A 26867-nucleotide genomic window follows, 5' to 3' on the forward strand; every position below is an offset into this window, starting at 1 on the left:
ATGATGTGCGGGAATAAAAATTATATCTCTGGGAGTTTAACTGTGTATCTGTCGGTTTGGCAAAGTTGTTTATATGTATTGCAAGATGAGCTGCCTTCGCAGCAATTCAGTATGTGGGTAAGACCACTACAAGCAGAAAGTACCGAAGATACCTTGACGATTTATGCACCTAATCGCTTTGTGCTTGATTGGGTAAGAGAAAAGTACCTAAATAGAATTAACGAATTATTAGTAGAAATTTGTGGTGTTGAAGCACCAAAACTACGTTTTGATGTAGGTAGTAAGCCTTTATTAAATGCTCAAGCTGCACCGGTTATAGAAACGCAATCAGCACCACAAGCTTCTACAAAACAACAGCCTCGTGAGCAAAAGCCTGTTGTTGAACCTGCACCTAAGTCAGGTTACAAATCTAACATTAAAGAAAATTATACCTTTGACAGCTTTGTTGAGGGTAAATCAAACCAATTAGCAAAAGCAGCGGCTACTCAAGTTGCCGATAATCCTGGCTCTGCTTTTAACCCTGTATTTATTTACGGTGGTACTGGTTTAGGTAAAACTCACTTATTACATGCAGTAGGTAACGGCATTATGGCAAACAAGCCAGATGCTAAAATTGTTTACATGCATTCAGAACGCTTTGTTCAAGATATGGTAAAGGCACTGCAAAACAATGCGATAGAAGAATTTAAGCGTTATTACCGCAGTGTTGACGCATTAATGATTGATGATATTCAATTTTTTGCTAATAAAGAGCGTTCACAAGAAGAGTTTTTTCATACCTTTAATGCATTGCTTGAAGGCAACCAACAAATTATTTTAACCTCTGACCGTTATCCAAAAGAGATTGAAGGGGTCGAAGACCGTCTTAAATCACGTTTTGGTTGGGGATTAACAATCGCGATTGAGCCACCAGAGCTTGAAACTCGCGTTGCTATTTTGATGAAAAAAGCACAGCAAAGTAAGATTAACTTACCACATGAAGTTGCCTTTTTTATCGCCAAAAAATTACGTTCAAATGTACGTGAACTAGAAGGCGCACTTAACCGTGTAATTGCTAATGCTAATTTTACAGGTCGTCCAATTTCGATTGATTTTGTAAAAGAAGCACTACGCGATTTACTTGCCTTGCAAGATAAGCTGGTTACGATAGATAATATTCAGCGCACCGTTGCTGAGTACTACCGAATTCGAGTGTCAGATCTATTGTCTAAGCGCCGCAGCCGCTCTATAGCAAGGCCACGCCAAGTTGCCATGGCATTATCTAAAGAATTAACTAATCACAGCTTACCTGAGATTGGTGACGCATTTGGTGGACGCGATCATACGACCGTATTACACGCATGTCGTAAGATAAAATCACTACGTGACGAAAGCCACGAAATTAAAGAAGATTACCAAAACTTAATAAGAACATTGTCATCTTAGGGCTGACTTTATTATGCAAATAACAATATCAAGACAACAATTTTTAAAGCCATTGGTGCAAGTGTCGGGTGCAATAGAGCGCAAACACACGCTACCAATCTTATCTAACGTTTTGTTAGTGGTAGAAAACGGACAACTTTCAATGACGGGTACTGACCTTGAAATTGAATTAGTTTCTGGCGTATTTGTAGGTGATGATATTGCCGATACAAAACTAACGTTACCCGCTAAAAAGTTACTCGATATTTGTAAAAGTCTACCAGATGGTTCAGACATTACTTTAAGCTTGCAAGAGCACCAATTACTTTTAACCAGTGGTAAAAGCCGTTTTTCATTAACGACTTTATCTGCTGATGATTTTCCTAATTTAGAGCAGTGGGATGGTGAGGTTGAATTTCAACTAACTCGTTTAGAGCTTCGTAAGTTACTTGAAAGCACGCATTTTTCGATGGCAAATCAAGACGTACGTTATTACTTAAACGGTATGTCGTTTGAAGTAGATAATACAGACATAAAAACAGTAGCAACAGATGGTCACCGTTTAGCTATTGCACAAAAGCAATTAACGCAATCGCTTAATACTCAACGTCAATTAATTATACCTCGCAAAGGTGTGCAAGAAATTATGCGCCTTATGGTAGCTGACGACGAATTGGTTACAATTCAGTTTGGTGCTAACCATATTCGTATCATTGATATTGAGTTTACATTTACAAGTAAGCTAGTTGATGGACGCTTTCCTGATTACCGTCGTGTATTACCACGTGGTGGTGACAAAGTAATTACAGCTAACCGAGAATGGTTACGAAATGCGTTTCAACGAGTGTCTATTTTATCGAATGAAAAATTTCGTGGTGTACGCTTAAACCTATCAAACGGTTTATTAAAAATTACTGCCAATAACCCAGAGCAAGAACAAGCTGAAGAAGTTGTGGAAGTAAGTTACGAAGGCGCGGACCTAGAAATAGGATTCAACGTGTCTTACGTATTAGATGTACTAAACACATTAAAAACAGAAGACGTACTATTTACATTAGCCGACTCAAACAGCAGTGCATTAATTGAAGGTGCTGGCGATGAAGAAGCAATGTACGTTGTTATGCCTATGCGTTTATAAGACTATAAATACATAATGAGCTTAAGTCATTTGAGCCTCAAATATTTTCGTAATATTGAGGCGCTGACGCTAGAACCAGTCAACGGCGTTAATATAATTTATGGTGAAAATGGCAGCGGAAAAACCAGCCTTTTAGAGGCTATATATTACCTTTCACATGGCAAATCTTTTCGTACTCCAAAACACAAAAGTATTATTGCGCACCAGCAAGAGCAATTTGTAATTCACGGGCGTAAAACAATACACGATTTATCAATTCCAATTGGTATTAGTAAAACGCAAACGGGTGAGACCAATTTAAAAATTCAAGGTAAGGCGAGCCGTAAGATATCAGAACTCGCTCAACTTATGCCTGTACAAATTATTACACCAGAGAGTTATTCTTTGTTTTTTGGTGGACCTAAAGAGCGCAGAAAGTTTTTAGATTTAGGTTTGTTCCACGTGGAACATGAGTTCTTTTTTTTGTGGCAATCATTTAATAAAGTACTTAAACAACGTAATGCATTATTAAAAACTAAGCCCAAGAATTATTTTGACCAAATTAAGTTTTGGGACAAAGAATTTGTTAGACTGGCTGAAGAAATAAATAAATTAAGATTGGCGTATATAAGTAGGTTTAAGCAGCAATTTTTTGATAAAATGTGTGCAGAATTAACGCTTGTACGTGATTTAGAAATGACCTTTAGCGCAGGCTGGAAAGAGACTGAATCTCTTGCAGATGCGTTAGAGCAAAACTTTGAGCGAGATGCTCGCCAAGGGTTTACAAGTAAAGGCCCTCATAAGGCCGATTTTAGTTTTAGTGTCGCTGGCAACAGTGTGGAGAATACATTCTCACGCGGTCAATTGAAGCTATTATTGTATGCGTTGAAAGTTACGCAAAATAGCTTAATTGAGTCAGAGACAGATAAGCAATCTATATTGCTAATAGATGATCTACCTTCAGAATTAGGCGAAGATACAAAAGAGAAAGTGGGACAATTACTTGCTCACTGCAGTTCTCAAATTTTTATCTCTTCAATTTTATCTGAAAGTATTTCTGCTGTGGTGGAACCCATGCAACGAGAACTACAAATGTTCCACGTGAAACATGGCAACCTAATAACAAGATAAGTGGGATTAACCATGTCTGAGAATTATGACTCGTCGAGTATTAAAGTACTTAAAGGATTAGACGCAGTAAGAAAGCGTCCTGGAATGTATATTGGGGACACCGATGATGGCACAGGCTTACACCACATGGTGTTTGAGGTCGTTGATAACTCGATCGATGAAGCCTTAGCAGGTCATTGTGATGATATTTATGTAACGATTCACTTAGACGGTTCTGTCTCAGTTCGAGATAACGGTCGTGGTATCCCAACTTCTATCCATGAAGAAGAAGGCGTATCTGCAGCCGAAGTTATTATGACGGTACTTCATGCCGGTGGTAAGTTTGATGATAACTCTTATAAAGTATCAGGTGGCTTACACGGTGTTGGTGTTTCTGTTGTAAATGCACTTTCAGAAAAACTAAAACTGACTGTTCGTCGTGAAGGAAAGCTTCATGAGCAGTTTTATACTATGGGTGTTCCAGATGCACCTTTAGCTGTAATTGGTGACTCAGAAACAACTGGTACAGAATTACGTTTTTGGCCAAGCGCTGAAACATTCACAAATTTAGATTTTCATTACGACATTTTAGCTAAGCGTTTACGCGAGCTTTCATTCCTAAACTCAGGTGTGAGCATCATCTTAAATGATGAGCGTGAAGAAAATAAATCTGACCACTTTAAATATGAAGGCGGTATTCAAGCTTTCGTAGAATACTTAAACCGTAATAAAACACCTATACATAAAGGTGTGTTCCATTTTACTCACGAACGTGAAGAAGATGGTATTAGCGTTGAAGTATCAATGCAGTGGAATGATGCATACCAAGAAAACATTTACTGTTTCACAAATAATATTCCACAACGTGATGGTGGTACTCACTTAGCCGGTTTTAGATCAGCGCTAACACGTACACTTAATAACTACATGGAAAAAGAAGGCTTTAACAAAAAAGCTAAAACAACCAGCAATGCTACCGGTGATGATGCCCGAGAAGGCTTAACGGCTGTTGTTAGTGTTAAAGTTCCTGATCCTAAGTTCTCATCGCAAACTAAAGACAAGCTAGTATCAAGTGAAGTTAAATCTGCGGTTGAACAAGCAATGGCTGAAAAATTCACTGAGTTTTTATTAGAAAACCCAACTGATGCCAAAATTGTTGTAGGTAAGATTATTGATGCCTCACGAGCACGTGAAGCGGCGCGTAAAGCCCGTGAAATGACACGACGTAAAGGTGCAATGGACTTAGCAGGCTTACCTGGTAAGCTAGCTGATTGCCAAGAAAAAGACCCAGCCCAATCTGAACTATATATAGTGGAAGGGGACTCTGCTGGCGGATCAGCCAAGCAGGGACGTAACCGTAAAAACCAAGCTATTCTTCCGCTTAAAGGTAAAATATTAAACGTAGAAAAAGCACGTTTTGATAAAATGTTATCTTCGCAAGAAGTAGCAACACTAATTACTGCATTAGGGTGTGGTATTGGTCGTGACGAATATAACCCTGAGAAATTACGTTATCACCGTATCATCATCATGACCGATGCGGACGTGGATGGTTCTCACATTCGTACGTTACTACTAACATTCTTCTATCGTCAAATGCCTGAAATTGTAGAACGCGGTTATATTTATATTGCTCAACCACCACTTTATAAAGTGAAAAAAGGTAAGCAAGAGCGTTATATTAAAGATGATCCTGCATTAGTAGAATACTTAACGTCGCTTGCACTTAATAATGCTGCTTTATATCCAAGTGCAGATGCTTCTGCGCTAGAAGGTGAAGCGCTTGAGAAAGTCGTTCACGATTACCAAAATACAGTTAAAGTTATTGAGCGTTTAAAGCGTAAATATCCTAACACGGTAATGGAACGCTTAATCTACCAAACAGAGTTGAAAACTGATGACCTTTCTGACGAAGCTAAAGTAATTGCTTGGACAAAAGAGTTAGTTGATGACCTGATTGCACGTGATGAAGATGCAACTATTTTCCATGCAGGCACAGAGTTTGACGCTGAGCGTAATATGTATTACCCGGTTGTGAATATTCGTCAGCACGGTGTTGATAAAGCACATGTACTTCATTATGACTTTATTGCATCACGTGACTACCAACGCATTGCTGTGACTGGTACTAACATTGCAAACATCCTAAAAGAAGGTGCTTATATTCAACGTGGTGAGAAAACAAAACCTGTTGATAACTTTGTGGATGCTTTGGAATGGTTGATCACAGAATCTAAGCGCGGGATCTACATTCAACGCTATAAAGGACTGGGTGAAATGAACCCAAGCCAGCTTTGGGAAACGACAATGGATCCTAGTGCTCGTCGTATGTTACAAGTAACGATTGAAGATGCTGTTGGCGCGGATCAATTATTTGCCACCTTAATGGGTGATCAAGTAGAGCCTCGTAGAGAGTTTATCGAAACTAACGCTCTACGCGTAGTTAATTTAGACGTGTAAAAATATTACTTACACCGAAAAAGGAGCCTAATGGCTCCTTTTTTATTTTTTCAATTACACAAACTGCTTAAAACCTGAGTGTACACACGGTATACTAAGGGTAATTTTCACGCTACTTCTTAGATAGTAAAAAGCCAAATATGCAAAAATATGACGTAAAAACCTTTCAAGGTTTGATCCTGGCTTTACAGGATTATTGGGCGCAGCAAGGCTGTGTCATTATTCAACCACTTGATATGGAAGTGGGCGCCGGGACATTTCACCCGCAAACATTTTTAAAGTCTATTGGTCCAGAGCCAATGTCGAGCGCGTACGTTCAGCCGTGTCGTCGTCCTACGGATGGCCGCTATGGTGAAAACCCAAATCGCCTACAACATTACTACCAATTCCAAGTAGTTTTAAAACCATCGCCAGATAACATCCAAGAGCTTTACTTAGGCTCATTAGCGGCAATGGGTATTGATACCCTTACTCACGAAGTTCGCTTTGTAGAAGATAACTGGGAATCACCTACGCTAGGCGCATGGGGCTTGGGATGGGAAATTTGGTTAAACGGCATGGAAGTAACGCAGTTTACCTACTTTCAACAAGTGGGTGGCTTAGAGTGCTCACCAGTAACAGGCGAAATTACTTACGGCCTAGAGCGTTTAGCAATGTACATTCAAGGCGTAGATAGCATTTACGACCTAGTATGGGCAGACGGTCCACTAGGGCGCGTAACATACGGCGACGTGTTCCATCAAAATGAAGTAGAGCAATCTACTTATAATTTTGAACATGCAAACGTAGAAGACTTATTTGCACAGTTTGATAAGTGTGAAGCAGAAAGCCAAAAGTTAATTGAAGCTAACTTACCACTACCTGCATACGAGCAAGTAATGAAAGCATCGCACGCATTTAACTTACTAGACGCACGCCACGCAATTTCGGTAACCGAACGTCAGCGTTATATTTTACGCGTTCGTGCGTTATCAAAAGCGTGTGCACAAAGTTACTATGACAAACGTGAAGCGCTTGGTTTCCCGCTGTGTAAGGATAAGTAAAATGTCAGCACAAAATTTATTAGTAGAAATTGGCACTGAAGAGTTACCACCAAAAGCATTGCGTAAATTAGCAGAAGCCTTTGCTGCAAACTTAACTCAAGAGCTAGAAACATTAGAATTAGCACACCAAGGCGTAAGCTGGTATGCATCGCCTCGTCGTTTGGGTTTACAAGTAAAAGCGCTTGAAGCTAAGCAACAAGACAAAGAAGTTGAAAAGCGTGGCCCAGCAACAAAGGCAGCGTTCGACAGTGAAGGTAACCCAACAAAAGCAGCAATGGGTTGGGCACGTGGTTGTGGTATTGAAGTAAAAGACGCACAAACACTTGAAACCGATAAAGGCGCTTGGTTATTGCACATTGCTAAAGTAGCAGGGCAAGAAACTAAAACCCTAATGACAGATGCAATCACAAAAGCATTAAGTAAATTACCAATCCCTAAACCAATGCGTTGGGGCGCGAATAAAACACAATTTATTCGTCCTGTGCATACAGTCACTATTTTATTTGGTGATGTGCTACTTGAAGGCGAAATACTTGGTAAGCAAATAACTAACCAGCTTCAGGGTCATCGTTTTCATCACCCAGAAAAAATTAGCATTAACCATGCAGATGACGTTTTTGACGTACTTAAATCTGCTTACGTTATTGCTGATTACGAGCAACGTAAAGCGCAAATTCGAGCACAAATAGAAGAGGCTGCAAGCGCAGTTAACGCTGTTGTTGCAATGGATGAAGATTTACTAGAAGAAGTAACATCACTTGTGGAGTGGCCAGTTACTTTAACGGCAACATTTGAAGAAGCATTTTTAGATGTACCAGCCGAAGCGTTAATTTACACCATGAAAGACGATCAAAAATACTTCCCGTTATTAGATCAAAACGGCAAACTTTTAAATAAGTTTTTGTTTGTATCTAACATCGAAAGTAAAGATCCAAGTGTGGTTATTTCTGGTAACGAAAAAGTAGTGCGCCCGCGTTTAGCCGATGCACAGTTCTTCTTTGAAACAGATAAAAAGAAAACCCTAGAAAGCCGATTAGAGTCGCTTGATAGCGTATTGTTCCAAAAGCAACTTGGTACGCTTAAAGATAAGTCTGAGCGCATTAGTGAGCTTGCAGGTTATATTGCTGAGCAATTAGGTGCTGATAAAGACCTAGCACAGCGTGCAGGCTTATTAAGTAAAACTGACCTAATGACTGAAATGGTTATGGAATTTACCGACGTGCAAGGTGTAATGGGAATGCATTACGCTCGCCACGATGGTGAAGCCGAAGATGTAGCCGTAGCGCAAAACGAGCAGTACATGCCACGCTTTGCAGGGGATAACTTACCAACAAACTTAATTAGCTGCGCAGTAGCGATTGCTGATAAGTTTGACACGCTGGTGGGTATTTTTGGTATAGGCCAAGCACCTAAAGGTGACAAAGACCCATTTGCTCTTCGTCGTGCTGCTATTGGTGCACTGCGTATCATGGTAGAAAAAGAACTACCACTTGATATTTTAGACCTAGTAGCTAAATCGCAAACATTGTTTGGCGACAAGTTAACTAACTTAAATGTATCAACTGACGTATTTGAATTTATGCTAGGGCGCTTCCGTGCTTGGTATCAAGACGAAGGTATTGAAGTAGACGTAATTCAAGCAGTGCTTGCACGTCGTCCGACTAAACCTGTTGATTTTGACCGCCGTGTTAAAGCCGTAAGCCACTTCCGTACATTAGACGCAGCAGAAGCGCTTGCAGCGGCTAATAAGCGCGTAGGTAATATTCTGGCTAAAAACGACATTACCAGCCAAGGTAGTGTTGATGAGAGCTTATTAAGCGACGACGCCGAAAAAGTATTGGCATCACAAGTAGCAAAATTTGCCACAGACCTTGCGCCACTTTACGCAGATGGAAACTACCAAGAAGCATTAAGCCAATTGGCGGGTATTCGTGAAAGTGTTGATAACTTTTTTGACAACGTAATGGTTATGGCCGACGATGAAGCTGTTAAGCAAAATCGTCTTGCGCTATTAAGCCAGTTAAGCGGATTGTTTTTAGGTATTGCAGATATTTCTGTTTTACAAAAATAACACCGATTAGCAATTTTAAAAGCCAGCGTTTTGCTGGCTTTTTAGTTTTCACTGTATGCAAAGGATACCCATTGATGATTTCTATGAAACGAATTTTAACCTTAGCAATTGCTGGTTTACTTACAGCCTGTACAAGCCAAATTTCGATTAACGATGTATTGCCACAGCAAGAGCTTGACCGCACTATTTACTTACGTGGCGACTTTACATTGTGGGATGCAGAACCCCAGTATCAGTTTGCGCCAGTTGGCCCTGCGCTTTATCAAGCACAAGTTAAATTTTCGACCCCAGGTAAAGTGTACGAATTTAAAATAGCCGATGCCGATTTTAGTGAAGGTTATAACTGTGGTTACAGCGATGCACAACCAGCAGGGCAAAAACTAACACTCGGCCAGCCAGCTATCGCAGACTGTAATACTATTTATAACTACTTTAGTTTCACACCAGCAATAAAAGGCACGTACATAGTAAGTATTGATTACAGTGACTACGATAAGCCACAAGTGACGATAACGAAGAAGTGATAGCTGTATTTTTAAAGCAGCCCGAGTGAATTAATGGATTTGTGACAAGGACGTTGTAGTGTTTATTCAGCATTAACACCAAGGGGGTTTCGTAGGTTGGGTAGAGTGAAACGAAACCCAACATGTGTGGCGAATAAAACTATTTTGGTGGTTATTAAACAACCTACGCCAGACACAAGTTTATGTGGTTGCTATAAGCGTGCAACAATATCATGGATAAGTTTGACTTAAAATTGTCTTGATTATAATTAACAAAACTAATCTATACTCTTATTTATCTGTTTATTCTATAGGTAAAAATATGCGTTATAAACGTATGTTAGAGGCGGGCGCATGTTATTTTTTTACGGTAAATTTAGAAGATAGATCTCAGCATTTGCTCGTGGAAAATATAGAGTTATTACGTCGTGTGTATTCAAAGGTGGCAAAAAAGCATCCAATAAAGACGATTGCAATCGTTATCATGCCCGATCACCTTCATGTTATTTGGCAATTACCAAAAGGCGATAATAATTATGCAATGCGTTGGCGGCTTATAAAATCAGGCTTTTCTCGAGAGCTTCCAGCAACAGAATTTTGTAATAAAAGTCGAATAGCGAAGGGAGAGCGTGGAATTTGGCAGCGCCGTTATTGGGAGCATAAAATTAGAGATGAAGAAGACTTAAATAACCATATTAATTATATCCACTACAACCCTGTGAAACATAAATATGTTTCTAAAGCCAGTAATTGGCCTTTTTCGAGTTTTCATCGATATGTCAAAGATTCAAAATTACCGAGTAACTGAGGGAGTGATAATAAGTTAAACGATATATACGATGAGTGAAATTATTTCGATTATTATAAGATACGTTGGGTTTCGTAAAACTCAACCCAACCTACGTTATTTTAAAGCCCTTTCTTAACCACATATCTATACGGTGCTTCTTCTGCATCTTTAGCCACCAGCGTGTGATCCATAAACGTACAAAAACTCGGAATGTCGCGAGTGGTTGATGGGTCATCAGCAGTTATTAATAACGTTTCACCATCACTCATTTTACGAATAGCAGCACGTACCATCATTACTGGCTCTGGGCAGCGAAGGCCTATGGCATCTAATTGGTGATCGGGATTATCAAAGCTCATAATAAATTGGCCTGTTTAATTAAAGTGATTGCTGTGTACGCGAGTGCTTAGGTATAGCAATTAATAAGTTTGGGAGTTTAACGCAATTTTAAGTGTAATTTAACTATTTTACTTATCTTAATATGCCCATATTATTTGAAACTTTATTGCTGCAAAAGACTTTATTTAATAATACGCCCGATCACATAATTACGATGTTACATGCTTGTTTGATAAAGGGTGGTTTTCATAAATTGAAGCTAATAAAAAAGGCGAACTGATTTTATTCAGTTCGCCTTTTTAATCACCAAGATGGTTTTACATGTTTAAAACTAATTAGTCTTGAACACGTTCAAATACAGTTGCAATGCCTTGGCCTAAACCTATACACATAGTTGCCAAACCGTATCGTACATTTTTGTCTTCCATTAAGTGAATAAGCGATGTGCTAATACGCGAACCCGAACAACCCAGTGGGTGACCAAGTGCGATTGCGCCGCCATTTAAATTCACTTTTTCGTCAACAACATCCATTAACCCTAAATCTTTCATTACAGGTAATGATTGTGCTGCAAAGGCTTCGTTAAGTTCTACTACGCCTAGGTCATCAATTGTAATACCGGCTTGAGCAAGTGCTTTTTTACTTGCTGGTACTGGGCCGTAACCCATAATTGATGGATCGCAACCAGCGACTGCCATTGCTTTAATACGCGCACGAATTGGCAAACCAAGCTCTTTTGCTTTTTCTTCGCTCATTACTAACATTGCAGATGCGCCGTCAGAAAGTGCAGAAGACGTACCGGCTGTTACCGTACCCGATGCAGGATTAAATACAGGGCGAAGCTTTGATAGACCTTCTACTGTTGTTTCTGGGCGAATTACTTCGTCGTCTTCAACTAAGATAAGCGAACCATCTGCATCGTGACCTTCCATTGCTAAAATTTCGCGACGGAAGCGGCCTTCAACAGTTGCAGCTTGTGCACGTTGATGTGAACGGTAAGCAAATTCATCTTGTTGCTCACGGCTAATGCCATGAAGCGTTGCAAGGTATTCTGCTGTTAAGCCCATAGAGCCAGACGCTTGTGCAATTGATGTTGCAAGGCCTGGATGAAAGTCGTTGCCGTGAGTCATAGGTACGTGACCCATGTGCTCAACACCACCAATTAGGTAAGTGTCGCCAGCGCCTGTCATTATTGCGCGTGCTGCGTCATGCAATGCTTGCATAGAAGAGCCACATAAACGGTTAACCGTAACAGCAGGAACGCTGTGCGGAATACCGGCAAGCAATGATGCGTTACGTGCTACGTTAAAGCCTTGCTCTAATGTTTGCTGTACACAACCCCAATAAATATCGTCAATTGATGCTGGATCAACTGCAGGGTTGCGATCTAGTAAGCCTTTCATTAAATGTGCGCTTAAGTCTTCTGCACGTTTATGTTTGAATACACCACTTTTAGAGCGACCCATTGGTGTGCGGATACAATCTACAATTACTGGATTATTCATGATATTAACCTTCCACCTTATAGAAAACACGACCTTCTTCGGCCCACTTGCGAGTTTGTTCAGATACTTGGTAAATCGCACCTAGGTGAGCGTATTTGTCTGCTGCTGCAACAAAGTTAGCTAAACCAGTTTGATCTAAGTAACGGAACGCGCCGCCTCTAAATGGAGGGAAACCAACACCGTAAACTAATGCCATATCTGCTTCTTGCGGCGAGGCAACAATGCCTTCTTGCAAGCACAGTAGCACTTCGTTGATCATTGGAATCATACAACGGTCGATGATTTCTTGTTTATCAAATTCTTTTGGTGCGTCTGTAATTGGGCTTAGTAGCTCAATTGCTGTCTCGTCATGAGACTTTTTAAGACGGCCGCGACGATCTGTTTCGTATTTGTAAAAACCGGCTTTGTTCTTTTGACCAAAACGTTTTTCGTTGGCAAAAATAGTCACAGGGTCTTTATCAGCACGCGCCATACGCTCAGGGAAACCGTCAGCCATTACGCCAGTACAATGGAACGCTGTATCAATACCTACAACATCAAGTAGGTAAGCCGGACCCATAGGCCAGCCAAATACGTTTTCCATTACTTTATCTACTTTTGCAAAGTTAGCGCCTTCAACCACTAATTTGCTAAAACCTGCAAAGTAAGGGAATAAAACACGGTTTACAAAAAAGCCTGGGCAATCGTTAACAACAATTGGCGATTTACCTAATTTAAGCGCGTAATCAACTACTGCATTAATTGTTTTATCTGAGGTTTTTGCACCACGGATAATTTCTACTAATGGCATTTTTGGCACAGGGTTGAAAAAGTGCATACCACAGAAGTTTTCTGGCTTATCTAGCGCTTGTGCTAGTAAATCAATACAAATAGTCGATGTATTTGAAGTAAGTACAGTGCCTTCTGGCATGTTCTTTTCAAGATCAGCGAGTACTGCTTGCTTAACTTTAGGGTTTTCTACAACGGCTTCAACAATGATGTTGGCACTTTGTAGGTCTGACTCGTTAAGTGTTGGTTTAATTTTGCTAAGTGTTGCCAACATTTTTTCCATTGGCATGTGGCCACGCTTAACTTTTGCACCTAACAATTTAGATGCTTCACCCATACCTAAATCAAGCGCATCTTGTTGGATGTCTTTCATTATAATAGGTGTGCCTTTATAAGCAGACTGGTATGCAATACCGCCACCCATAATACCAGCACCTAATACTGCGGCTTGTTTGATTTCTACATCGCTGTGCTTAGCAAATTTACGTGCTTTACCTTTAATGTATTGGTCAGCTAGGAATATACCAGTTTGTGCAGCTGCTTCTGGTGTACGTGCTAATTTAGCAAAGTTAGCGTTTTCGATTGCCATTGCTTCATCGCGAGTACAGTTTGCCGCTGCTTTAATAGTACGTACAGCCATAACCGGTGCAGGATAGTGGCCTTTGGTTTTACCCATTACCATACCTTCTGCCATAGCAAAGCTCATGCCTTGCTCAACACGGTTTAATTTAAGTGGCTGTAGTTTTACGTTGCGTTTTGCTTGCCAATCTAGCTTGCCAGCAATCGCCAGTTCAAGTGTTGATACACTTGACTCTAGAAGTTTGTCAGCACTAACTACCGCGTCAAACGCACCTACTTTAAGGGCATCTGCTGCGCGGTTTTCTGCGCCTGAGGTAATCCACATCATCGCGTTATCGGCGCCAATGATACGTGGTAAGCGCACTGTGCCACCAAACCCTGGCATTATGCCAAGTTTAACTTCTGGTAGGCCCATTTTAGCTGTTTCGCTTGCCACACGATAATCGGTAGCAAGTGCCCACTCACAACCACCGCCAAGTGCCATACCGTTTATAGCGCTTAGAGTTGGGAATGGTAAATCTTCAATTGCATCAAAAACGTCGGTTGCGTTTTTGATCCACACTACTAATTCTTCTTCAGGTTTAGTAAATGTAGGTAAAAATTCGAAGATATCGGCACCAATAATAAAGTGGTCTTTATCACTGGTAAAAATCATGCCTTTGATATCAGTATTGGCGGCTAATTCTTTTAATGCTGCTGCGCAATCTGAAAGAGTTTTTTGAGATAGTGTGTTTACAGAACCTGCAACACAAAACTTAAACTCGGCGATGTTTTCCTTCAGGAAGCTAACTTCAAAGGAATCGCTTTTATATAACATTATTATTCTCCCTAGTTGACGAACTAAGACTGGTACGATGAGTTTGCATTTCAATCAGTGTGCTTGCTTTAAATTAAAAATGCAACGAAAAATTTAACTCGGTTACAATCGACTGGTTAAAATATAGCTGGTTTGGTGCTAAGGTGGTTGAAAAGTTTTTATTCACAACTTTAATTTTTATTAAAGGACATTATGAAAAAATATTTACTAAGTGTTGCGGCAGCTGCATTCATTTTTCCTCTTCATTCTGCCGAGGCAAGTAACGATAACGATGCATTTTTAGATGCCGAAAAAAAAGTAAGGTACGGCAGTTACCAAGACTTTAAACAAGCGGTTAGTAACCTAAATCATCCGTTAAAACCTTATGTTGAAAAAACGTATTGGCAACGCCATCCGAGCATTAAACATCAGGCAGAAATAGAAGAATATTTAAATATATACCAGCATACGCCGCTTGAGTGGCCGGTGCGCAAAGCATGGTTAGAATATTTAAAAGATAACAATGAAAAGGCGGCGTATATCCGCAACTATCGTGAAACGTCTAATGCGGAGCTTACTTGTACTTATTTAGATTTTCAGCTTGATTTAGGTGCGCCCGAAAAGGCAATTCTAAATCAGGTGACCGACTTATGGGCCGTTGGTAAATCGCAACCTAATGGTTGTGATAGTTTATTTTCTACGTGGCGTAAAAAAGGCTACATGAAAGAAGAAACGGTTTGGAAGCGTGTAACACTTGCTGCACAAGGCGGGACGCAAAGCTTATTACCTTACTTAAAAACTTTATTGCCAAGTAAGGATCGTTACTTAGCTGATTTATATCTAAAAGTGCGAAAAGATCCAAGCACGGCAGCTGGATTATATAGATATAAAAACAAGTCGGCTAAAGAAGGACAAATAGCTATTTATGGTGTTAAACGTTTGGTTTGGCGCGATAAAGAGCTAGCTTTAAAAGCATGGGAAAAGCTAGAAAAAATATTTAAGTACAGCGATGAAGAAAAAGCGGATGTGTATTACACCTTTGCATTGTCACTTGCCTCTAGCGGGCATAAACAAGCGAGCTTTTGGCTAAATAAAGTGCCAAAAGAGCGACTAGACAGCAAGCTTATTCAGTGGCAACTGGGCAATATGCTCAAAACCCAAGATTGGGAGGGGATTGCTGCATTCTTTACAGGTAAAGAAAATTTAAGCCTTGGTCAGCAATATTGGTTAGCTTATAGCTATGCACAACGTGGCGAGCAACAAAAAGCAGACGACATTTGGAAGAAAGTAGCGGCTAATCGTGATTATTACGGCTTTTTAGCCGCAGCACGTTTGGGGTTGCCCGTTGATTTAAATAATCAGCCTTTAGCAGTCGATAAGGTACTTGTAGATAAAGTGAGTAATGCACCAGGCTTTAAGCGTGCAAAAGCACTTTATGATATTGAGCGCTTTACGTCGGCGCGCCGTGAATGGAATTACTTAACGGATACCTCTAGCGATGAAGAAAAGCTGGCAGCATCACAGTTATCTACCGATTTAGGTTGGCACGACAGTACTATTTTTACTTTAGCAAAAATTAAAGCATGGGATAATGTAGAGCAACGTTTTCCGTTTGCGTTTCAAGATGTTTTTGAGCGCTACAGTAAACGTAGCAAGATAGATGTTGCTTGGAGTATTGCTATTGCAAGGCGCGAAAGCTCTTTTGCGCCAGATGCACGCTCGCATGCTAATGCGCGTGGTTTAATGCAGTTATTACCTAGTACTGCTGAGTATGTAAATAAAGGCAGTGTGACAAGTAGTCGTTTATATCAACCTAAAACAAATATTAGGTTAGGTACTAGTTACTTACAATACTTAAAAAAGAAAAACCATGGCAATGAAGTGCTGGCTACGGCTTCTTATAATGCGGGTTATCATCGTATAAAGCGTTGGTTACCCGATGACGCTATTCCGGCTGAGTTATGGGTAGAGCTTATTCCGTATCGCGAAACCCGCGATTACGTAAAAAATGTATTTGCGTACAGGCAGGTTTACCATACAAGAATGGGCCGAGAAGGTAATGTATTAGCGCCGCTACTCGAAATGAAAATGGGCGGTTGAATATATGATACCAATCGACCAATAACTTAACACGATAGGTATAGGTATTAATAAGGGGGATGTTTACATGTTAAATATCCTCCTTTTTTGAGCGCTGAGGGTAATACCAATTTTATTAAAAACATGATCATTCTAGCGTATTAAATAATTCAATAACTGCGTTAAAAATTATTTATATAGAACAACTATGTATCATAATTTTAGCCTTGTTATTAAGCTATTTTCTTATCGCTATAATAGATCATTAATTTAATGCAATTGGTATAAGTGATAGACTCATAGCAAGTTAAATTTAACAGATGGATTAACAATGGATAAATTAGCCGTTTTATACGCCGAACATATTGCAACACTGCAACAGCGTACTCGTACAATTTGTAATAGCGAAGGGTTAGAAGGATTAGTAATTCATTCAGGCCAAGCTAAGCGCCAGTTTTTAGATGATATGTATTATCCATTTAAAGTTAATCCACAGTTTAAAGCGTGGTTACCGGTTATTGACAATCCTCATTGCTGGATTGTGGTAAATGGCAGCGACAAACCAAAGCTAATATTTTATCGTCCAGTAGATTTTTGGCATAAAGTACCAGACGAGCCTCGCGACTTTTGGGCTGAGTACTTTGATATAGAGCTACTACTTCAGCCTGATCAAGTCGAAAAGTTATTACCATACGATAAAGCTAAATATGCTTACATGGGTGAATACATTGAAGTAGCGCAAGCTCTTGGTTTTAGTATTATGAACCCTGAGCCTGTACTTAACTATTTTCATTACCACCGCGCTTATAAAACGCAGTACGAACTTGAATGTTTACGCAACGCTAACCGTATTGCAGTAGATGGGCATAAAGCTGCACGCGATACATTCTTTAATGGTGGTAGCGAGTTCGACATTCAACAGGCGTACTTAATGGCGACACGTCAAAGCGAAAATGAAATGCCGTACGGCAACATTGTTGCGCTTAACGAAAACTGCGCTATTTTGCACTACACGCACTTTGATCCAAAAGTGCCACACACCCACAACTCATTTTTAATTGATGCCGGTGCAAACTTTAATGGTTACGCTGCTGATATTACTCGTACGTATGATTTTAAAAAGCAGGGTGAGTTTGCTGAGCTTGTACAAGCCATGACTGTTCAACAAATCGAGTTAGGTAAAGGTTTAAAGCCGGGTATGCTTTATGGTGATTTACACGTTGAATGTCATAATCGTATCGCACAAATACTTAGTGACTTTAAAATTGTTAACCTACCCGCGGAGGAAATTGTTGAGCGTAAAATTACATCTACTTTCTTCCCGCATGGACTAGGACATCACCTAGGTTTACAAGTGCATGATATGGGCGGTTTTATGAGTGACGAAAAGGGCACACATCAACCATCGCCAGAAGGGCATCCGTTCTTGCGTTGTACTCGCCTGATCGAAAAAAACCAAGTGTTTACTATTGAGCCAGGTTTATACTTTATTGATTCACTGCTTAGTGATTTAGCGCAAACCGATAATAAGCAGTTTATTAACTGGGAAAAGGTAGAGTCATTTAAACCATTTGGCGGCATTCGTATTGAAGATAACATTATTGTTCACGAAGATAGCCTAGAGAATATGACGCGTAATTTAGAACTCGATTAATTTCTATAAAGACGAGTTAGCGAATAAACGTTAAAATATGCATATGATCGGGGCCTTTAGGCCCCATTTTTAATTGAGCTTTTAATATGTCTGAATATAAATATCCTGCTGCTGACGTTTTTCATCAAGAAGAAATAAAAAAAAGTACGTTTATAGTCCACATTGCACACACCCCCGATTTAAATTCAGCAAAAACATTTATTAAAAGCATTGAAGAAAAGTATAGCGATGCACGCCATAACTGCTGGGCACATGTGGCAGGCAACCCCGGTGGCAGCCATGTTTATGGTTTTTCGGACGATGGTGAACCAAATGGCACTGCAGGAAAGCCTATGTTAAATGTGCTGGTGGGTTCGGGCCTTGGCGAAATCACTGCCGTGGTGACACGTTATTTTGGCGGCATAAAATTAGGCACCGGCGGGCTAGTACGTGCTTATGGTGGCTCATTAAATAATGCATTAGTAAAATTGCAAACGGTGCTTAAAGTTCCCAGCGTTGAAATTACTGGGAGTAGCGAGTACAGCATGCAAGGCGCGATTGAGCAGTTATTAAAAACAAAGTATCAAGTGCTTAATATTGATAAGCAATTTACTGCTAATATTGAGTGGGTGATTACAATCGATAGCCGTGAAGCTCAGCAAGCAATCAAAGATATTTTTGATTTAAGTCACGGCGCAGTTGAGTTAACTATTAAAGAGTAATAACCTACACAAATTGCATATAATGCATACTGACCCTATTTAATTTGGTTGATACTACTCAGCCTGAATTTACTAATAATAAAAGCGACAAGCTAAATGCAATTTCGTACCATCATAAAAATTCTTGGCCAACTTGTTGCGCTGTTTAGTATTACCATGGTGCCTCCGGCACTGGTGTCTTTAATATACAAAGACGGTGGTGGTGTTCCCTTTGTTTTAGCATTTATTTTTAGTGTTGTTATTGGCATGATGGCTTATTACCCAAACCGCCATGAAAACGGTGATTTAAAAGCACGTGAAGGCTTTTTAATTGTTGTTTTGTTTTGGCTGGTACTTGGGGCGTTTGCGTCCTTGCCGCTTATCTTTTTACAAGAACCTAATTTATCGCTCGCCGATGCGGTATTTGAAGCATTTTCTGGCTTAACAACCACCGGCGCTACAGTACTTACCGGTATTGAGTATTTACCCAAGTCGGTATTGTTTTATCGCCAGCAACTCCAGTGGTTTGGCGGTATGGGTATAATCGTACTCGCTGTTGCTATACTCCCAATGCTAGGTGTTGGTGGTATGCAGTTGTACCGCGCTGAAATACCAGGGCCTGTAAAAGATTCTAAAATGACCCCGCGAATTGCCGATACTGCAAAGCACCTTTGGTATATTTATGTGTCGTTGACTATTACTTGTATGCTGGCTTATTGGGCTGCAGGAATGGAGTGGTTTGATGCTATATGTCATGCATTCTCAACGGTGGCGATAGGTGGTTTTTCTACTTACGACGCCTCCATGGGGCACTTTGACAGCCCTGTAATTAACTTTATTTGTGTGTTCTTTTTAATTATTGCAGCTGTTAACTTCTCCCTGCATTACGCCGCAGTGGCGAGCCGAAACATACAAGTTTATATTAGAGATCCAGAGTTTAAGGTGTTTTTGTGTATTCAATTAGCGCTGGTGGTTATTTGTTTTACTGTACTTTCCTCTAACGAAATATTTGCTAATGGCGATGAAACCCTCGATCAGGCGTTATTTCAAGCTGTTTCAATGAGTACAACAGCAGGCTTTGCTACTGATAACTTTTCAACATGGCCTTTGTTTTTACCTATTTTACTTATATTTTCGAGCTTTATTGGTGGCTGTGCAGGCTCTACCGGTGGTGGTATGAAAGTAGTGCGCGTGTTCTTACTTTACTTGCAGGGTGTGCGTGAGCTTAATCGTTTGGTGCACCCACGGGCTATATATTCAATCAAGCTGGGTCGTAAGGCGTTGCCAGACAAAGTAGTAGAAGCTGTGTGGGGTTTTTTCTCTGCTTATGCGCTGGTATTTATTATTATTATGTTAGCGCTTATGGGCACGGGTATGGATAACATAACTGCGTTCTCAGCCACTGCGGCTTGTTTAAATAACTTAGGGCCTGGTTTAGGAGATGTAGCGTCGCATTATGGTGCTATAACCGATGGTGCTAAATGGTTGCTTACTATTGCAATGGTGTTTGGTCGTTTAGAAATATTTACTTTATTAGTGTTATTTACGCCTACTTTTTGGCGTGGATAAACGAGCGGCTTAAGTTTTAAATTACGAACTATTGGGAAAGGGATATGCCAACAAATTTAGAAAAGCTAAAGCATATAAGTGTAGGCAGCTTAGTTGACCTAGAAATATTAACACCTACAAGCAGTAAGCGTGTTAAAACTGAATTAGTTGGTTTACTCGATAAACAGTTTATTATTTTAAATTATCCCAATGCTAAGCGTTTACCTGCAGCGAGTGACTATTTACGTGATGGTGTAATGGTTGTTGTAAGAGCACTGATTGAAGGCAGTGGCGGGCAAGTTATTGCGTTTCGCCAGCAAATTATGTCAGTAGCCTCTCATCCCGCTAAACTCGTCTTTATTAACTTTCCTAAGCAAGTGCAGCTATTTGCGCTACGCTCGCAAACACGCATACCTACCTTGTTACCTGCAAAGCTAAAAATAAGTGACGATAGAGTGCTTGAAGGCCTTATTAAGGATATTTCACTCACTGGTGTAATGTTTGATATTAGAGGCGATCAGCAAGCTGAAGGTATTAAAGATATGCAATGCACTGTCGTACTCAATAGTAGTGATAAAGATTTTGAAGGTGAAATTTGCAGTGTTAAAGAGCATGTCGCAGGTGTGCACTGCGGAATTAAGCTACTAGCAAGCGAGGATGAAATGAAAACCTTTATGAAAGAGCATTTTATAGACCCATCTGCGCTTGAGCCCACCGTTGAATAAATCGTTTTTCGCTTATTTGCAACAAAATGGCGTTTTACGTGAGGTATTTATAAAGTATTTTTTTGTTTTTATATAATTAAAAATATTATTCAAATAAAACAATGTTTTACGTGTTTTTTATTATGGCTTGTTTTTTGTTGTTATAGCTACTTCGTTAAAATTAACCTTAACTATTTTTTAAAATCCCTCCTTTTATAGCTCTATATTTTAAAATGTATCTTTTTATATAAACATAACTATTTGTTTTTAATAACTTTAGTTTTTTACCTCTAAAGCGTGTTGCGAAAAGGCAACAGTAATGACTCTGAAAATTCCTACTTATTGTACGTTTTATTTTTAACTTATTGAAAGTTAATGGCTTTTCAATGTTGGCATTTAAGTTGTAATAGTCAGGGTGTACTGAACGAAATCGTGATTCAAAGTGAAATACTTAATCGCACACACATAAATTTGAAGGATACATATTATGAAAAGCATTAATAAAACTTTAGCACTTATCGCTATTGCATCTTCTTCAGCCGCTTTTGCAGCAACAGATTTTGACACACTTGATGTAGATGGCAGTGGCACAATTAGCCAAGCAGAAGCATCAGTAGACGCAAAATTAATGAGCATGTTTTCTGAGCTTGATACTGACCAAAATGGTGAGTTATCAAAAGAAGAATTTTCAGAAGCTTAATTAAAAAGTATTTATCCTGAGTTGCCAAAGACAACCTAAGTAGGCAAGGGAGCTTACGAAAGAGGATAACAAGGAAGTTAAAAATTACGTTTTAAGTTAAACGAAGCAATTTTTTTGATAGAACATTGAAGGATTAAGTTATGAAGCATTTAAATAAAGCATTAGCACTTATAGTACTAGCATCTTCTTCAGCTGCATTTGCAGCATCAGATTTTGACAGCCTTGATATCGATGGTAGCGGCACAATTAGCCCAAGCGAAGCGGCAGTCGATACAGATTTAATGGCTGAATTTATTGAGCTAGACACTGATGGTAGCGGCGAGCTTTCTAAAGAAGAATTCGCTAATTACTAATTAATCTTTTCAGATTAAACATTTTTCACAGTCAGGGATCTTTGAAAAGGACTTCCCATATTACTAGGAATATTATTATGAAAACATTAAATACAACACTTGCAGTTATCGTTTTAGCATCTTCATCAGCAGCATATGCCGCAGTAGATTTTGCCTCTTTTGATGCAGATGGTAACGGTGCTATTACAATGGAAGAAGCAAAGGTTAACACTCAGCTTGTAAAGATTTTTGATGATTTAGATACTGATGGAAATGGTGAAATCTCTAAAGAAGAGTTTTCAAAAGTACAGTAATCAATATTCGAAGATACTCCACTAAAGCCGCCTTAGTCAGCGGCTTTTTTGTATTTTAAATTAACTAATTAGCGTAACTAGTTAAAGGAATATAGCACTTACTTGGAATAGTTTTTCTACAACGGTAATATGTTTTTTGTCGATTAAAAACATAATGACATGATCGCCCGACATAATAATTGTATCGTCGTGGGCTATCAGTACATCGTCATTACGTACTATTGCGCCAATAGTTGTACCTGCAGGAAGTTTTATGTCGGCAATCGCACGACCAACCACTTTAGATGTGTTTTCATCACCATGAGCTACCGCTTCTATGGCTTCTGCCGCACCTTTACGCAGTGAATACACATTAACAATATCACCACGGCGTACGTGCGTTAATAACGCTGATATAGTTGCTTGTTGTGGCGATATGGCAATATCTATTTCGCCGCCTTGTACCAAATCAACGTAAGCACCACGCTGGATAAGCACCATGGTTTTTTGTGCGCCCATACGTTTTGCAAGCATGGCTGACATAATGTTTGCTTCATCGTCATTGGTTACGGCAATAAACACATCTACTTGTTCAATATGCTCTTCTGAGAGCAGTTCTTGATCAGATGCGTCACCACAAAAAACGACCGTATTATCGAGCATTTCTGAGAGTTGCTCGGCACGTTCTTTACTGCGTTCAATTAATTTAACGGTGTGGTTTTTTTCAAGTGAGCGGGCAAGGCCTGCCCCAATGTTACCGCCACCAGCTATCATAATTTTTTTGTAAGAACGTTCAAGTTTTTGTAGCTCGTTCATTACTGCGCGTATATGTTTTGTAGCGGCAATGAAGAATACTTCGTCATCAGCTTCAATAACGGTGGTACCCAATGGTTTTATTGCTTTACCTTGACGATAAATAGCGGCAACACGAGTCTCTACATTAGGGATGTGTTCTTTAAGTGCAGATAACGCATAACCTACAAGTAAACCGCCATAGTAAGCTTTTACGGCTACTAACGAGAGCATGCCATCAGCAAACTGCAATACTTGCAGGGCACCAGGGTAGTCAATTAAACGGCGAATATACTTAGTGACCAGTGCTTCGGGAGCAATGTAATGATCGATTGGTAAATCATCGTTTTGAAAAAGTTTTTCGCGGTATTTTAAATATTGCTCTGAGCGAATGCGGGCGATTTTAGTGGGCGTTTTAAAAATACTGTATGCCACTTGGCATGCAACCATGTTCACTTCATCTGAACTGGTTACCGCTATAATCATATCGGCATCTTCAGCACCTGCACGGCGTAATACATCAGGATGCGCGCTGTGGCCCATAACCCCTTGTAAGTCGTACTTATCTTGAAGTTCACGTAATCGGTTACCGTCTATATCAACAACGGTAATTTCGTTTTGTTCGCCAACTAAGTTTTCAGCAAGCGTAGCACCAACTTGCCCGGCACCGAGTATAATTATTTTCATTATTTACCCGTGGTATTGATCATAATTTAATTAAAAAAATAGCCATTTAATGTTTCATAAATGGCTAACTATTTAGTGTACGGCTATTAGGCTTTTTTAACTAGCTTAGCGTAATAAAATCCATCACTTTCACCGGGCAGTAACTGCAAACCTGGATTTGTTACGGTATCGTTTTCGTGTAGAGGTATATGTTCTACATCATCGTTATTAGCTAAAAACTTAGCAACTTGCTGTTGGTTTTCTTGTGGAAGAACCGAACACGTAGCATATACCAATGTGCCACCTGGTTTTAACAGTGGCCAAATGCTATCAAGAATATCGCTTTGTAACTTAGCTAAGTCTTCGATGTCTGATGCGCGACGTAACCATTTTATATCAGGGTGACGGCGAATTACGCCAGTGGCCGAACAAGGCACATCAAGCAAAATACGATCAAATAATTTTTCATCCCACCATGTATGTGGTTGTGATGCGTCGCCACATTGTAGGTCTGCACCTAAGCCAATACGAGTTAAGTTTTGCTTAACACGTTCAAGGCGAGTTGAGTCGCTATCTAGTGCAAGTACATCTGCATCAGCAAGCTCTAAAATATGACATGTTTTACCGCCAGGGGCTGCGCAGGCATCCAAAATATAGTCGTCTGCTTTAGGTTCTAAAAAGCGGGCTGCTAACTGTGCTGCAGCATCTTGTACTGAACATGCACCTGTATCAAACTCAGGTAACGAAAATACATCACGTGGTTTGGCAAGCTTAATCCCATCAATAAAATCAGGGTTTAAGGTGTGTTCAATATCGTTAGCGCTAAGCATGTCGCTGTATTCTTGCGTGCTAAATTGGGCTTGATTGACACGAAGCCACATTGGCGCTTGTTGCTGGTTTTCTTCAAGTAGTGCTTCCCAGCTATCTGGGTAGGCTGTTTGCACCTGTTTAATAAACCAATTTGGATGGTTGTATAAACATACCGGAATAAGTTTCGCTTTTTCTTCAAGCTCAGCTTGTTGACGCTGAAAGCTACGTAAAATGGCGTTTATCAGCCCTTTTAATCCTAAAGCGCGTAGTTGAGCCAGTGCGTTAACTGTTTCTGAAATGGCAGCATGAGGTGGTACGCGCATATGCTGCAGTTGATAAATACCTACGTATAATAAAAACTGAAATATTCTACGTTTACCTTTTAATGGCTGCTCTACTAAGTGTTGGCAGTAATTTTCAAGGCTCGGTAAGTAGCGTAAAACGCCATAACAAATTTGCTGTAGCAACGCTTTATCTTTAGGCGGCAAGCCTTGGCTTGCAAATGGAAGTTCTTGATTAAGCGATGCGCCTTTATCAACTACGTTATATAAAGTTTCAGCGGCAAGCGCTCGTACGTTTGGAACATTACTCATTGTTTTCGCCTAATATTGTGCCAGGAGTAACCCAGTCACTACGACCATTTAAAAAGTCGTTAATTGCCATTGGTTTTTTACCTTGCGGCTGTAATTGCGTAATACATAAAGCGTGTTCGCCACACGCCACTACTACGCCATTTTTGTCGCTTGATAAAATTTGCCCAGGATCACCTGATTGCAGCAGAACCTGCGCTTGATGAATCTTTACTGTTTGCCCACCCATTTGGGTAAAGCACATTGGCCACGGGTTAAAAGAGCGAATGTTTCGCTCGATTTGAAGCGCACTCATGGACCAGTCGATATCAGCTTCCTCTTTAGAAAGCTTTTTAGCGTAGTTAGCAAGTTCATCGTTTTGAGGTTCAGGGGTGATCTCACCATTAGCTAATTTATTAATGGTTTCAATTAACGCATCTGGACCTAGCTCAGCAAGCTTTGTATATAAGCTTGCGCTAGTTTCTGTTGTGCTAATAGGGCAGCGGCTTATATGTAGCATATCGCCGGTATCTAGCCCTTCATCCATTTGCATTATTGTTACGCCGGTTTGTTTATCACCTGCCCAAATTGCGCGTTGAATAGGTGCAGCACCGCGCCAGCGCGGTAATATAGAGCCATGCACATTTAAACAACCTAAACGTGGCGCTTCTAAAATAGCTTTAGGTAAAATTAAGCCATATGCTACAACAATCATAATGTCGGCATTTAAGCTTGTTAGCTCAGCTAGTGCTTCATCATTTTTTAATGACTGTGGCTGAAAAACCGGTAAGTTGTGCTCAAGCGCTAGCTCTTTCACTTCACTGGCTTTTAATTTTTTACCACGACCTGCAGGGCGATCTGGCTGGCTATATACACCCACTATTTGGTGTTCGCTTTGTATCAGCGCTTGTAAATGACGTGCGGCAAAGTCCGGCGTACCGGCAAATATAATGCGTAATGGTTGAGTCACTGAGTTTTCCTAAGGTGCTTATTACTGTTCTGCAAACTTGGCTTCTTTTTCAAGCTTTTTACGAATACGTTGGCGTTTTAATGGAGATAAGTAATCAATGAATAGCTTACCTTGAAGGTGATCTAGTTCATGTTGAATACAAATAGCCAATAATTCATCTGCATCTAGTACAAATTCTTCACCGTTTTCGTTAAGTGCAGCGACTGTTACTGTTTCTGCGCGATCTACTTTTGCATACGAGTTAGGTACTGATAAACAGCCTTCTTCGCTAACGGTAGAGCCGTCTTTTTTAATGATTTGTGGATTAATTAATACCAGTGGCTCATTGCGCTCTTCTGATACATCAATAACAACGATTCTTTGATGAATATTTACTTGCGTGGCCGCAAGACCAATGCCATTTTCATCGTACATTGTCTCTAGCATGTCTTTTACAATTTGGCGTACTGTGTCGTCAACTTGTACAACATCTTTTGCTACAGTACGTAAACGTTCATCTGGAAATCTTAAAACTTCTAACCTAGCCATAGTTACCTTTTTCACTTGTGCTTAATTTAGGGTATTGTATGCTCTTATTTTAGCCAT

Annotated in this window: 23 protein-coding genes; 16 read left to right on the forward strand and 7 right to left on the reverse strand. The window is 40.0% G+C overall.

All coding sequences use genetic code 11. From position 1 onward, the window contains the following. Positions 1-42 precede the first annotated feature (42 nt). The 8 genes from dnaA to JG479_RS00040 all read left to right on the forward strand — a co-directional run bounded on the left by dnaA (position 43) and on the right by JG479_RS00040 (position 10516). Positions 43-1425: a chromosomal replication initiator protein DnaA gene (dnaA, locus tag JG479_RS00005; RefSeq protein ID WP_004335207.1), complete on the forward strand. Its 1383-nt coding sequence runs from the start codon at positions 43-45 to the stop codon at positions 1423-1425. A 13-nt stretch (positions 1426-1438) separates the two neighbouring features. After that, entirely contained in the window at positions 1439-2542 is a 1104-nt protein-coding gene (dnaN, locus tag JG479_RS00010) for a DNA polymerase III subunit beta (protein ID WP_004335206.1), read from the forward strand. 15 nt (positions 2543-2557) lie between these two features. Beyond that, entirely contained in the window at positions 2558-3652 is a 1095-nt protein-coding gene (gene recF / locus JG479_RS00015) for a DNA replication/repair protein RecF (protein ID WP_024597182.1), read from the forward strand. A 12-nt stretch (positions 3653-3664) separates the two neighbouring features. Beyond that, a complete protein-coding gene (gene gyrB / locus JG479_RS00020; protein WP_024597183.1) occupies positions 3665-6091 on the forward strand; it encodes a DNA topoisomerase (ATP-hydrolyzing) subunit B in 2427 nt (808 codons plus the stop codon). Between the two features lie 140 nt (positions 6092-6231). Then, positions 6232-7134: a glycine--tRNA ligase subunit alpha gene (gene glyQ / locus JG479_RS00025; RefSeq protein ID WP_004335201.1), complete on the forward strand. Its 903-nt coding sequence runs from the start codon at positions 6232-6234 to the stop codon at positions 7132-7134. Between the two features lies 1 nt (position 7135). Beyond that, a complete protein-coding gene (gene glyS, locus JG479_RS00030; protein ID WP_149601904.1) occupies positions 7136-9205 on the forward strand; it encodes a glycine--tRNA ligase subunit beta in 2070 nt (689 codons plus the stop codon). A gap of 74 nt (positions 9206-9279) precedes the next feature. Continuing rightward, complete coding sequence (locus tag JG479_RS00035) at positions 9280-9729, forward strand: hypothetical protein (protein ID WP_004335197.1); 450 nt, start codon at positions 9280-9282, stop codon at positions 9727-9729. Between the two features lie 301 nt (positions 9730-10030). After that, on the forward strand, positions 10031-10516 hold the full coding sequence (locus JG479_RS00040; protein ID WP_200219689.1) for an REP-associated tyrosine transposase: 486 nt from the start codon (positions 10031-10033) through the stop codon (positions 10514-10516). Positions 10517-10617: 101 nt separating this feature from the next. On the opposite strand, the gene tusA is transcribed toward JG479_RS00040, so the two are convergent. The 3 genes from tusA to fadB all read right to left on the reverse strand — a co-directional run bounded on the left by tusA (position 10618) and on the right by fadB (position 14506). Next, complete coding sequence (gene tusA / locus JG479_RS00045) at positions 10618-10857, reverse strand: sulfurtransferase TusA (protein WP_007377644.1); 240 nt, start codon at positions 10855-10857, stop codon at positions 10618-10620. Between the two features lie 315 nt (positions 10858-11172). Then, a complete protein-coding gene (fadA, locus tag JG479_RS00050; protein ID WP_024597185.1) occupies positions 11173-12342 on the reverse strand; it encodes an acetyl-CoA C-acyltransferase FadA in 1170 nt (389 codons plus the stop codon). 4 nt (positions 12343-12346) lie between these two features. Then, a complete protein-coding gene (gene fadB / locus JG479_RS00055; protein WP_138489862.1) occupies positions 12347-14506 on the reverse strand; it encodes a fatty acid oxidation complex subunit alpha FadB in 2160 nt (719 codons plus the stop codon). 192 nt (positions 14507-14698) lie between these two features. On the opposite strand from fadB, the gene JG479_RS00060 reads away from it, so the two are divergent. From JG479_RS00060 to JG479_RS00095, 8 genes are all read left to right on the forward strand, one after another. Further along, the gene (locus tag JG479_RS00060; protein ID WP_200219690.1) at positions 14699-16585 is read left to right on the forward strand and encodes a transglycosylase SLT domain-containing protein; all 1887 of its coding nucleotides are present in this window, start codon (positions 14699-14701) and stop codon (positions 16583-16585) included. A 310-nt stretch (positions 16586-16895) separates the two neighbouring features. Next, positions 16896-18218 (forward strand): Xaa-Pro dipeptidase, encoded by a 1323-nt coding sequence (pepQ, locus tag JG479_RS00065; protein WP_004335183.1) that lies wholly within the window; start codon positions 16896-16898, stop codon positions 18216-18218. A gap of 86 nt (positions 18219-18304) precedes the next feature. Further along, a complete protein-coding gene (locus tag JG479_RS00070) occupies positions 18305-18919 on the forward strand; it encodes a YigZ family protein (RefSeq protein ID WP_004335181.1) in 615 nt (204 codons plus the stop codon). Positions 18920-19015: 96 nt separating this feature from the next. Beyond that, positions 19016-20467 (forward strand): TrkH family potassium uptake protein, encoded by a 1452-nt coding sequence (locus tag JG479_RS00075; RefSeq protein ID WP_004335179.1) that lies wholly within the window; start codon positions 19016-19018, stop codon positions 20465-20467. Between the two features lie 44 nt (positions 20468-20511). Continuing rightward, a complete protein-coding gene (locus tag JG479_RS00080) occupies positions 20512-21171 on the forward strand; it encodes a flagellar brake domain-containing protein (RefSeq protein WP_200219691.1) in 660 nt (219 codons plus the stop codon). A gap of 466 nt (positions 21172-21637) precedes the next feature. After that, complete coding sequence (locus tag JG479_RS00085; RefSeq protein WP_004335175.1) at positions 21638-21850, forward strand: EF-hand domain-containing protein; 213 nt, start codon at positions 21638-21640, stop codon at positions 21848-21850. A 140-nt stretch (positions 21851-21990) separates the two neighbouring features. Beyond that, positions 21991-22203: a calmodulin gene (locus tag JG479_RS00090; protein ID WP_004335174.1), complete on the forward strand. Its 213-nt coding sequence runs from the start codon at positions 21991-21993 to the stop codon at positions 22201-22203. Between the two features lie 77 nt (positions 22204-22280). After that, a complete protein-coding gene (locus tag JG479_RS00095; protein ID WP_200219692.1) occupies positions 22281-22496 on the forward strand; it encodes a calmodulin in 216 nt (71 codons plus the stop codon). Between the two features lie 81 nt (positions 22497-22577). On the opposite strand, the gene trkA is transcribed toward JG479_RS00095, so the two are convergent. The 4 genes from trkA to def all read right to left on the reverse strand — a co-directional run bounded on the left by trkA (position 22578) and on the right by def (position 26810). After that, positions 22578-23954: a Trk system potassium transporter TrkA gene (gene trkA, locus JG479_RS00100; protein ID WP_004335170.1), complete on the reverse strand. Its 1377-nt coding sequence runs from the start codon at positions 23952-23954 to the stop codon at positions 22578-22580. Between the two features lie 86 nt (positions 23955-24040). Next, the gene (gene rsmB / locus JG479_RS00105; RefSeq protein ID WP_039486477.1) at positions 24041-25336 is read right to left on the reverse strand and encodes a 16S rRNA (cytosine(967)-C(5))-methyltransferase RsmB; all 1296 of its coding nucleotides are present in this window, start codon (positions 25334-25336) and stop codon (positions 24041-24043) included. Further along, positions 25329-26282 (reverse strand): methionyl-tRNA formyltransferase, encoded by a 954-nt coding sequence (gene fmt / locus JG479_RS00110; RefSeq protein WP_200219693.1) that lies wholly within the window; start codon positions 26280-26282, stop codon positions 25329-25331. The genes rsmB and fmt overlap by 8 nt, the downstream gene beginning before the upstream one ends. A gap of 21 nt (positions 26283-26303) precedes the next feature. Next, complete coding sequence (gene def / locus JG479_RS00115) at positions 26304-26810, reverse strand: peptide deformylase (RefSeq protein ID WP_200219694.1); 507 nt, start codon at positions 26808-26810, stop codon at positions 26304-26306. Positions 26811-26867 lie beyond the last annotated feature (57 nt).

This window comes from Pseudoalteromonas sp. LC2018020214 (assembly GCF_016598755.1).
In the GTDB taxonomy this organism is placed as follows: domain Bacteria; phylum Pseudomonadota; class Gammaproteobacteria; order Enterobacterales; family Alteromonadaceae; genus Pseudoalteromonas; species Pseudoalteromonas distincta.